Raw genomic sequence first — 9,356 nt, forward strand, 5'->3', positions numbered from 1 at the left:
GTGGTGTCCGCCCCGGCCGGGGCGGACACGACGGCCCGTGTCATCTCCGGGTACCGGCCCTCCTGGTCGCCCCGTCCGAGACTGCCGGCGCTCACGGCCCGGTCGGTGTCCTCTCCGGCGCTCAGCCGGGCAGGGACGGTCAGCCGGGTGGCGGAGGCCGTCGCCGCGTCCGCTCGGTCCAGGAGATGTGGTGGGGCCCGCTGTGGGAGTCGTGCGTGTGACGAGCTCTCAACCAGCGACGGCGTCGATTCGCCTGCCGTCCCGGACGGTCCGGGTCCTGCGGGTCTGCTTCATCGGTCCCGTGGGTCCTGGGGGTGTCCGAGCCGTCCCGGGCGGTGACTGGTGGGGCAGGGCCCGGTCACAGCCGTGTGGCCGTGCGGACCAGGCAGGCCAGGGCGAGCGAGCGGCTGTGCGCCGGCCAGGCGATGTGGGTCACGACGGAAGGCGCGTCGGTGAGCGGGACGGCCGCGTGCTCGGCCCACAGCCAGGAGCGGGCGGAGTCGGGGACGACCGCCACGGTGCGTCCGAGGGCGATCAGTTGGGCCAGTTGCGTCTGGTTGTGGATCTCGGGGCCCGGGCCGGGGGCGTAGGTACCGTGGGTGGGCCAGCGGGCGAGCGGCAGATCGGGGACGTCCCTGATCTCGGCCAGGGACAGGGTCTTGCGGGCGGCCAGCGGGTGCCCGGCAGGCAGGAGGGCGACCTGCCCCTCGGTCATGAGCGCCTCGCTGTCGAATCCGGCGAGGGAGTTCCACGGCGTGTGCATGAGCGCGACATCGGCGCGCCCGTCGCGCAGCATCTCCTCCTGCTCGCACATGCCGCACAGCAACACCTCGACCTCGGTACAGCCGGGTTCGACCGCATAGGCGGCGAGAAGCTTCCGCAACAGCTCATGGGACGCGGCGGCCTTCACCGCGAGCACCAGCCGGTCGCGGGGGCCGCCAGGACGGTCGGCACCCCCGGCGCGCCGGGTGCGGCGGGCGGCGGCAGCGGCCGCGTCGAGAGCCGCCCGGCCCTCCTGCAAGAGCACCTCCCCGGCACCGGTCAGGCGGACACCACGCCGGTTGCGCTCCAGCAGACAGACCCCGAGGCGCCGTTCGAGCTGCTGGACCGCCCGCGACAGCGGCGGCTGGGCCATGCCGAGGCGCTCGGCGGCACGCCCGAAGTGCAACTCCTCGGCCACAGCCACGAAGTACCTCAACTCGCGGGTTTCCAGGCGGGTTTCCAGGGGGTCCACGGCCGACAGCATACGCGGTGATACCCGCCGGGTATGACAGGGCACCGTACCGGTGTTGGCCGCACCACCCGCCCACGGGCCAGCATCATCTGCATGAGCGAAACGATGATCGCGCTGGTGACCGGCGCGAACAAGGGCATCGGGTACGAGATCGCGGCCGGACTGGGCCGCCTCGGCCACCGCGTCGGTGTGGGAGCCCGCGATGCGACCCGACGCGAAACCGCCGTCGGCAAGCTGCGCGCCGCCGGCGTGGACGCCTTCGAGGTACCGCTGGACGTGACCGACGGCCAGAGCGTCACCGATGCCGCAGAACTGATCGAACGACTGGCCGGACGCCTGGACGTCCTGGTCAACAACGCCGGAATCCCCGGCGAGATGGGCCCGGGATGGCTGCAGGAGCCGACCACGCTCGACCTGGAGGTGCTCCGCACCGTCGTGGACACCAACGTCATGGGCGTCGTCCGGGTGACCAACGCGATGCTGCCGCTGCTGCGGCGCTCGGCCTCGCCGCGCATCGTCAACGTCTCCAGCAGCGTCGGTTCCCTGGCCCGACAGGCGGACCCGGACATCGAGGTCGGCCCGATCATGGCGGCCTACGCGCCGTCGAAGTCCTTCCTCAACGCCCTCACCCTGCAGTACGCCCGACAGTTCGCCGGCACCAACATCCTCATCAACGCCGCCTGCCCGGGCCTCGTCGCCACCGACTTCACCGGCTTCCACGGACCCCGCACCCCCGCACAGGGCGCAGCCACCCCGATCCGGCTCGCCACCCTCCCCGACGGCGGCCCGACCGGTTCCTTCTTCGAGGACGACGGCGTCGTCCCCTGGTGATCACCGGCCCGCCGCGGACCGACGAGGTGGTGGGTGCCGCCCGTCATGCCGGGCCCACCCGCCCCGCCGCGTCGTGACAGTGCGTCAGATCCGGGCCGGTGCGGTGGCCGTCGGCAGGGCCGCGGGGCGTTCGCCCGCCAGCGACGACGGCTGACCTCACCGGCGCGACGTCCGCGGCGACGCGGGACGGGCTCGGCTGCCGCAGGGCCCGTCGCCGTCGTCCCCGTCGGGCCAGGTGCGGGTGTCGGCGGGGTTCCACGTAGGGCTCGTCGTCGCAGGGGCTGCCGGTGCGGATGGCCTGTTCCCGGACGAGTTCGGCGTCGAGTTCGAGGCCGAGGAGGATCGCGAGGTCGGTCAGCACCTCGCCGGGCACATCGTGCGTCAGCAGCGTGCTCGGCCCGAGGAAGCACCCGCAGCCGGTCCGGTACGGCACCGGGTCGGCGAAACGCGGTGGGACGGGAGCCGGCCGATGCCGGCCGGTCGGCTCCTCTCCGCGACACGCACCCCGGACGTCCTGGAGCCGCTCCGAAATCCGATGGACCCTGCACCGCGAGCGCGGCACAATCCCCGGGGAACCGCGGAGACGGGAGCTTGTTTGGACGTGTTCGCGTGTGCCGGGTGCCGCACCGAGCTGACGGCGCCGATGTCCCGGGTCGCCCTGCCCGTCCACACCCACCACGGGGGCTGGGAGGAACTCCATCCTCCGCTGATGGAGTCCGCGACGTACGCCGTCGATCCACGGCCCACCGGACCGCCCTGGCGGCTGTGGGAGGAGGTCGGAGCGGACGCGGCCGCCCGGCAGGGCGTGTACGCGCCGGTGTACTCCGTCTCCTTCGGCGCGCGGAACAGGATCGTCATCGCCCCCGGCGACTCCCGGTCCATGGCCCTGATCCCCGAGAAGTGCGAGGGCTACTGCCGGGGTGTGGACGGCCGGGCCGGCCCCAACCTGGCGTGCGAAGGGTGCGGGCGGGCCGTGGCGACCCGGGTGGACGACTGCGGTCTGTGGCAGGCGGTGTGGTTGGAACCCGACGCGGTCGTACGCCGCCCCTCGGGGATCCCGGCCGCTCCACCTCCCGACTGGGACGACCTGGAGCGTGCCGAACACCGTGTCCCGCCCGTCGAACCCGACGGGTCGTGGAGCCGCCGCTGGGAGGCCGCCGTCGGGGTGGCGCTGGCCCACCTCGTGGCCGCCACCGGGAACCGCCCGGTGACCCTCCCCGCCGGCCCCGTCGCCGAGCTGCTCGGCCACGCGGTCGGCCGGTACCTCCCCGCCGGACCCGATGCCCGCTCGGTGGGGCTGGCCGGCCCGGGGATCCGCGAGCCGCTCTCCCGTCCCGATGTCCTCCTCGTCCCCCGCCACCCCCTCACGGGCGAGCCCTGGCGCCCGCCCGGTGACGAGGCGGCCGTGGTGCCGCTGGACAGCGGGGTCTGGGCGTACCTCACCCACCCGGGCGAGACCTCGCCGATGCCCGCCACCGGGGTACTCCCCGAGGGCGTCCTGCGCGACGACTACCCCCTGCCGCCGCGTCCCTGGTACCCCCTGCCGCCCCACCGCGGCGCCTTCAGGGACACCCTGGTCGGGCTGCCCGCCATACGCAGCCCCCGGTTGCGCGTCCATCACGACGCTCACCGGCCGTGAACGCACGAGGGGCGACGGCGGGGCGCATGACCGAGGAGATGGCCCTCGGCGTGGGCAGCGCGCAGGTCGACGGATGAGTACCGGTACTCAGGTGCGGGCCCGTGGCCCGCTGCGAGGCTGGCGGTCCGTCACCACCAGCGAGAAAGAGGCTTCATGGGCGCACTGTGGTCACCACCCGGAGCACCGCACCGCCATTCCGGACCCCCGCGACCGGAGAGGTCGTTGACCGACGTCCTGTGCCTGCTCGGACTGAGCGTCCTCGGGCTGGTCGGGGCCGCCTTCGTCGCGCTGTACCTGCTCATCGCGAGCTCGGACGTGCCGCTCGTGCAGTTCTGACGGGCTGCGGGAGATCCGCCGCACCCTCCACGGCCGTTCGCAGCGCCGCAGGCGCTCTGCCGGCGTGCCCGGACGAGGCCGTGGAGCAGCTCCGCTCCTCCACCGGGAGCGGAGCGGCCAGGGCCCTGGCCGACCTCCTGATCGGCCGGGACCGACCCGCCGAAGCGCTCGCCGTCATCCCCTCGGTCATCCATTCGGCCTCCGCCCGGCACGAGGAGGCGGAGCGAACACCGGGTCGGCCGCCCGGCCGAGGAGGCGGCGGACACAGCGCGGGGCCGCCGATCTGACGGTTGCCCCGGCCGGCGAGGACGGGCGCAACGCCCGGTGCCCCCGTGTGCACCGGGCGTTGCGTCCGCGACGGGCCGTCAGTCACGCACGGCGGTGTTCCAGGTGGCCGGGTCCGTGCCGAAGAGGGTGAACCTGTCCAGCAGGCCCTGGGCGCCGCCGGCCGCGTCGAAGACGTGCGCCTCGTTCCCCAGGGCGGTGACGCACGCCTTCACGCCGTTCTCGGACGTGCACCTCGTCGACTCCGGCTGGTGGGGCATTCCGTCCGGCCCGGTCCGCACCGTGTCCGGGACGTCCGGCTTGACCGTGACGCCGATGAACGCGCCGGTCGAGGACCCGATGCTCAGGTCCAGCGAGAAGTCGCTGCCGTCGCGCGCCTGCCGGAGCGACACCGAGTTCACCGTGTACGCCGCGGGCAGGTTGCTGATCCGCAGCGGCAGCGGCACCTGCCAGTGGCCGGTGGTCACGCCGGCCGCCACCTTCAGCGGGATCCGCTGTTTGTCGGCCTCGGAGAGGGAGCCGGAGTCGAGCTCCGCCCACCGGCCCTCCGCGGTCTTCCAGCGCAGGGTGTTCATGGTCTCCGCCATGTTCGGGTCGCTCGCGGTGATCCAGTACGCCTCCCGCCCGTTGACCTGCGGGGCGTCGACCCGGATGGCATGGTTCCCCGGCTTGTAACCCGGCAGGTTGGGCTTTCCGTCCGCGAGGGTCGGCAGTGCGGGCGTCACCCCCGCCGGGAAGACCTTGAGACCGAAGGAGGGAGTCGGGAACTCCCCGAGCTCCCCCAGTGCGCTGGCCTCCTGGCCGTTGGCCTCCCGCATGTAGCGGAGCGTCTTGACCGAGTCCGGGAGCCAGCCGAACCGCGCGTCGGAGATCAGCGGATCGGTGCCGGTCACCGGGGCGGGCGACCTGGTCTCGGACGGCGTCACGGCGGGCCCGCTCGACTGCGGGATCGGGTTCCACGTGTGCACGCCGCTCGGCGACGGGGACACGCTCGTGGTCGGCAGCACGGCGGGATCCGCCGCCCTGCCGCCGCCCGGCAGCACCAGGGCCAGTGCGGCCGAGCAGGCCACCACCGCGGAAGCGGCGGTCACCACCAGCGCCACCCGCCGCCGCAGCAGCCGGCCACGGCCGCGCCGCACCGCCCCGTGGACGTCCACGGTGCTCGGCGGGGCGGACCCGTCGGCCAGCGCCGAGAGCTCCTCGGCCAGAATCGTCTCCTCGTTCACGCCCTGCTCCCCTCGGCCGGTCGGTCGTCGGACGAACGCCCGAGTGCATCCAGGCCGCGCGAACTCTGACTCCTCAGGTTGCCGGCGGAACAGCCCAGGAGGTCGGCCGCCTGCTCGATCGAGAGGTCGCAGTAGTAGCGCAGCACCACGGCCGCCCGTTGCCTGGGCGGCAGCGCGGCCAGTGCCTGCCCCAGGTCGATCGTGGCGTCCACGTCCGCCCACGCCGCGGCCGGCGCCGTCCCACCCCTCCGGGTCCGCCGCCACCACGAGGTCCGCTGCTCCGCCAGGAACGTGTTGACCAGCACCGTCCGGGCGTAGCCGTCCCGGTTCTCCGCCCTCCCCGCCCGGGGCCACTTCACGTAGAGCTCGGTGATGGTCTCCTGGACGAGACCGTCGGCCCGGTCCCAGTCACCGCAGAGCAGGTACGCGACCTTGCGCAACCACCCGACCCGGGACGCCGCGTACTCGGTGAACTCGGCGTCGCGTGAACTCGCCGTACGTCGCACCATCAGGCACCCCTCCCTCCCTTTCGCGGGCACCGCCGGATTGCGCTGCCCGGATCCCTGATGCCTGGTGCCGTGCGAAAGGTTGCACCGGTTCCGGGACGGCTGCACCCGCTCGCTCCACGACACGCCACGGCGCCCCCCGGCGACGCCGGTCTGCCGGGCGGTCACTCGGCGTGCCTCCGGCGGGGCCGTGCCGGTGGGGCGGGGTGGAGGGGAAGCGGCGTGTCGCCGAGGGCGGCGGCGAGTTCGGAGTCGTCGATCTCGTGCCAGCCGGTGAAGTCGGTCGTGGTGTAGGAGCCCAGCGGGGTGATGGTGCCGTCCGGCGCGGTGCCGCGGCGCCAGCCGAATGCGACGTCACCCGTCCCGCCGGGGTGGCCGAAGCCTTCCGGCGCCCGCCCGACGTACACCACGACGAACAGGCACGCGCCGGTGGGCGTGCCGTCCCCGTCCTGCCGGTAGACGCCACCCGCGTGGAAGAACGATTCGGCCATGACCCGGCTCCTTCACCGTGGTACGGGCCGGGAGGGCACGGGCCGGCCGCGCTGTGCGAGGGCCGCGGGCCGTCACGGCGGTGGTGTTCGCCGTGACGGCCGGACGGCGGTAGAGGTCACCCGGCGGTGGAGGTCACTTGCGGAAGGTCACGAAGACCTTGCTGAAGGTGCCGGGGATGGCCGCCGCGACGCCGTTGGTGGTGTCGCCGAGGCTCACGTTCGTGTAGGTGACGTCAGCCAGCACCAGGGTCTGGCCGCCCGGACAGGTGAAGCCGCCCGGGCCCGGCGGGTGGAGCGTCAGGGTCTGCGAGACCGTGCCGTTCCGGCCGGAGCTGAACGCCCCCGTCGCCGAGACCGGCCCGCTGGCCGTCTGCTTGTTCGTGGCCTGCGGGTGGTTGCCGCGACCGTTGATGCAGCCGTCGTCCGCGGTCGCGCTCGCGCCGGAGAGAGCCACGGATGCCGCGAGGATTCCGGGTACCCGCATGAGGGGTCACCGTCCGTGCGAGTCGATGGAGGAGCCGAACCCACACCCCCGGCCGGTGGCCCCCGGGGCGACGTGGCCCCCACCCGCCGCGCCGCCCGTACGCCGGCGACGGAGACGGTGCTCGATCCACCGCGCGCCCACGCTCTCATCACGGACTCCGACACTGACAGTCAACGCTACGCCCAACCGCGGTGCAGACAAGCCCCATCGGAGATCCCGCCCGGTGACTCTCCGCGAATATGGGCTGGTCAGCGCAGTGCTGCGCCCGGAGCACCGGTTGCCGCACCCCGTGCGGGCGTCGCCACCGCCGGCCTCCTCCTCGCCCGGCCCGGCCGCAGCACCTCGGCCGTGTGACGGCGGGCGGACCGGGATCCGGGCGGGTCGGTCGTCGGGCGCCGGTCCACCGGTGAGGTGCTCGGCCGTCGGGCTCACTTCTCGACGAAGACGATGTCCTCGATGGCGGGGCGCAGCTTGATCGTGCTGTCGTTGACGTCGATGACGCGCTGCAGGCCCCTGGTGGAGGTCCGCTGCTCGGAGAGGAAGAATTCGTCGTCGGCGCCGGCCAGGTAGGCGGGGAGCGAGTCGAGGGAGGGGCCGAAGAGGCGCAGGTAGTCGGCCAGGCGCCGGAAGAGTTTCGGCAGGACGACCGTGTGCTCGGTGAGCGAGCTCAGGTCCTCGATCTTGGCGCCGCTGTTGGTGGCGTCGTAGGCCCAGACGCTGCCGGGCACCTTCGCGGCCTGCGCCGCTCGGGCGGTGGCGGCCATGTCGAGGCGCAGTTCCTTGGGCAGCTTCGAGTAGAACGTCGGGTAGGCCAGGCCGCGGGCGAGCAGTTCGTGGTTGGCGGTCTGGTGCAGGAGCGGCACGTCGACCTTGATGATCGTTCCGCTCTTGGCGTCCGGGATCGGCGTGCCCCGGCCGGCCATGGCGATGCAGCGGCCGAAGGCGTCGGCGCCGCTGGCGAGGACGAACCCGGGGACGGTCTCCGGGGTGGCGGAGGTGACCCTCTCGTCCGCGCCCTGGGTGACGTCGGTGAAGCCCAGCCAGGTCAGCAGGGCGTCCCGGGCCGCGTGGGCTCCCAGGTCGAGCGGCTGGTGGACGAAGTCGGGGCCGACCCCCTGGTAGTGGGTCTCCGGCGCGTCGATGCCGTCGAGCCGGAGGGCGGCGCCGCCGTGGGGGTCCCGTTCGATCTTGTGGTCGCCGGGCAGTTCGAGCCAGAAGCCGGGGTCGTCGGGGAGGAAGTGGACGGTGTCGCCGTCCGGCTCGAAGTCCTTGATCTGGTAGTGGCCTTTGATGAGCATCATGGTCATGAGGTCCTCCTGTCACCGGGATGTGACTCATTGTGAGGTCCTCCGTGGGCAAACGGTGGGATCGTGTCGTCGGCGCGTTGGCCGCGTGGGCACGTCGGTGGCCGGCCCGGCGAGGCAGCCCGGGAGGGCTGGTCCTGCGTACAGCCGTTCCGCCACGCCGACGGCTTCACGCAGGCGGTCGGGGGCCTCGCCCGGTTCGTCCTCCTGGAGTTCGGGGAGGGCTTCGGCGATGGCGTCGAGCTTGCGCCGGACGGCGTGCTCGGCGCGGCGCTCCGAGGTCTTGAGCATGGCGAGCAGCAGCAGCGTGACGGCGGTCATCGTGTCGCCCACCACGAGCTGCCGCTCCGCGCCGAACGCGGCCGCGTGGACGGCCACGAAGGCCGCCGCCAGCAGCAGGCACAGGCCGGCGAAGAGCGGTGAGGGCGCGGTCGGCGGCCATGGCGCTCTCCTTCCGGTCTTCCCGCGCCGGCCCGCCCCGGCCGTCCGGAATCAGCCCGTTCCGCGCCGTGTGGCCGGGCCCGCAGCGGGCAGCCGCCGGAGTGGAACCAGCGGCCGCAAGGAGCCCCCGATGAACAGCCGGAAGCACGTCCCGGACGGCGACCGAAGGCCCGGGGAACGGCACGACTTCCCGCACGCCCCGCACGGACCGGGCCGCACCTCACCGCAGTGGTGGCCGCAGGGCCCGGTGCGCCGCGGCACCGAACCGGTCACTGCCCGCACCGACCTGGAGCTGAGGCGCCTGCTCTCGCGGGTCTTCCTCGGCTTCTTCGCGGTCGGCACCGTGGCCTTCGCCGTCCTCGCCGGGACGGCCGGCACGGGGGTCGCACCGAACCGCACCACCTTCGCCGTCTTCGCGCTGCTCTGCCTGGCCTTCGCCGGCATCGCCGCGCTGGACCTCATGGTGATCCGCCGCCGGATGGCCGCGGGGCAGGGCAGGGACCGCAACGAGCGGTGAGCCCGGCGGGGGGGGGGGGGGGGGCCCGGGCGGGGGGGGGGGGGGGGGGGGGGGGGGCGCCG

11 protein-coding genes are annotated in these 9,356 nt (G+C 73.7%); 3 read left to right on the forward strand and 8 right to left on the reverse strand.

All coding sequences use genetic code 11. The features are described 5' to 3' along the window. Window positions 1-358: 358 nt before the first annotated feature. A complete protein-coding gene (locus tag ABD353_RS21890) occupies window positions 359-1,234 on the reverse strand; it encodes a LysR family transcriptional regulator (RefSeq protein WP_425555223.1) in 876 nt (291 codons plus the stop codon). A 93-nt stretch (window positions 1,235-1,327) separates the two neighbouring features. Between ABD353_RS21890 and ABD353_RS21895 the strand changes: the two genes are divergently transcribed. After that, on the forward strand, window positions 1,328-2,065 hold the full coding sequence (locus tag ABD353_RS21895) for an SDR family oxidoreductase (RefSeq protein WP_344625330.1): 738 nt from the start codon (window positions 1,328-1,330) through the stop codon (window positions 2,063-2,065). A 43-nt stretch (window positions 2,066-2,108) separates the two neighbouring features. Here the strand turns inward: ABD353_RS21895 and ABD353_RS21900 are convergent, their stop codons facing one another. Continuing rightward, window positions 2,109-2,498, reverse strand: a complete 390-nt coding sequence (locus tag ABD353_RS21900) for a hypothetical protein (protein WP_344625331.1) — start codon at window positions 2,496-2,498, stop codon at window positions 2,109-2,111. Window positions 2,499-2,660: 162 nt separating this feature from the next. Between ABD353_RS21900 and ABD353_RS21905 the strand changes: the two genes are divergently transcribed. Further along, entirely contained in the window at window positions 2,661-3,704 is a 1,044-nt protein-coding gene (locus ABD353_RS21905; protein ID WP_344625332.1) for a hypothetical protein, read from the forward strand. A 701-nt stretch (window positions 3,705-4,405) separates the two neighbouring features. Here ABD353_RS21905 and ABD353_RS21910 read toward each other — a convergent pair. From ABD353_RS21910 to ABD353_RS21935, 6 genes are all read right to left on the reverse strand, one after another. Further along, entirely contained in the window at window positions 4,406-5,551 is a 1,146-nt protein-coding gene (locus ABD353_RS21910; protein WP_344625333.1) for a hypothetical protein, read from the reverse strand. Beyond that, entirely contained in the window at window positions 5,548-6,060 is a 513-nt protein-coding gene (locus tag ABD353_RS21915) for a SigE family RNA polymerase sigma factor (RefSeq protein WP_344625334.1), read from the reverse strand. Before ABD353_RS21915 ends, ABD353_RS21910 begins: the two co-directional genes overlap by 4 nt. A gap of 161 nt (window positions 6,061-6,221) precedes the next feature. Beyond that, a complete protein-coding gene (locus ABD353_RS21920) occupies window positions 6,222-6,548 on the reverse strand; it encodes a hypothetical protein (protein ID WP_344625335.1) in 327 nt (108 codons plus the stop codon). Window positions 6,549-6,681: 133 nt separating this feature from the next. Then, window positions 6,682-7,002: a hypothetical protein gene (locus ABD353_RS21925; RefSeq protein WP_344625336.1), complete on the reverse strand. Its 321-nt coding sequence runs from the start codon at window positions 7,000-7,002 to the stop codon at window positions 6,682-6,684. Window positions 7,003-7,460: 458 nt separating this feature from the next. Continuing rightward, window positions 7,461-8,339, reverse strand: a complete 879-nt coding sequence (locus ABD353_RS21930) for a nuclease (protein ID WP_344625337.1) — start codon at window positions 8,337-8,339, stop codon at window positions 7,461-7,463. Between the two features lie 27 nt (window positions 8,340-8,366). Further along, window positions 8,367-8,714 (reverse strand): hypothetical protein, encoded by a 348-nt coding sequence (locus ABD353_RS21935; protein ID WP_344625338.1) that lies wholly within the window; start codon window positions 8,712-8,714, stop codon window positions 8,367-8,369. 193 nt (window positions 8,715-8,907) lie between these two features. Here ABD353_RS21935 and ABD353_RS21940 point away from each other — a divergent pair, with 193 nt between their 5' ends. Beyond that, window positions 8,908-9,294: a hypothetical protein gene (locus tag ABD353_RS21940; protein ID WP_344625339.1), complete on the forward strand. Its 387-nt coding sequence runs from the start codon at window positions 8,908-8,910 to the stop codon at window positions 9,292-9,294. Window positions 9,295-9,356: the final 62 nt, after the last annotated feature.

Source organism: Kitasatospora arboriphila (assembly GCF_039528095.1).
Classification (GTDB): Bacteria; Actinomycetota; Actinomycetes; order Streptomycetales; family Streptomycetaceae; genus Kitasatospora; species Kitasatospora arboriphila.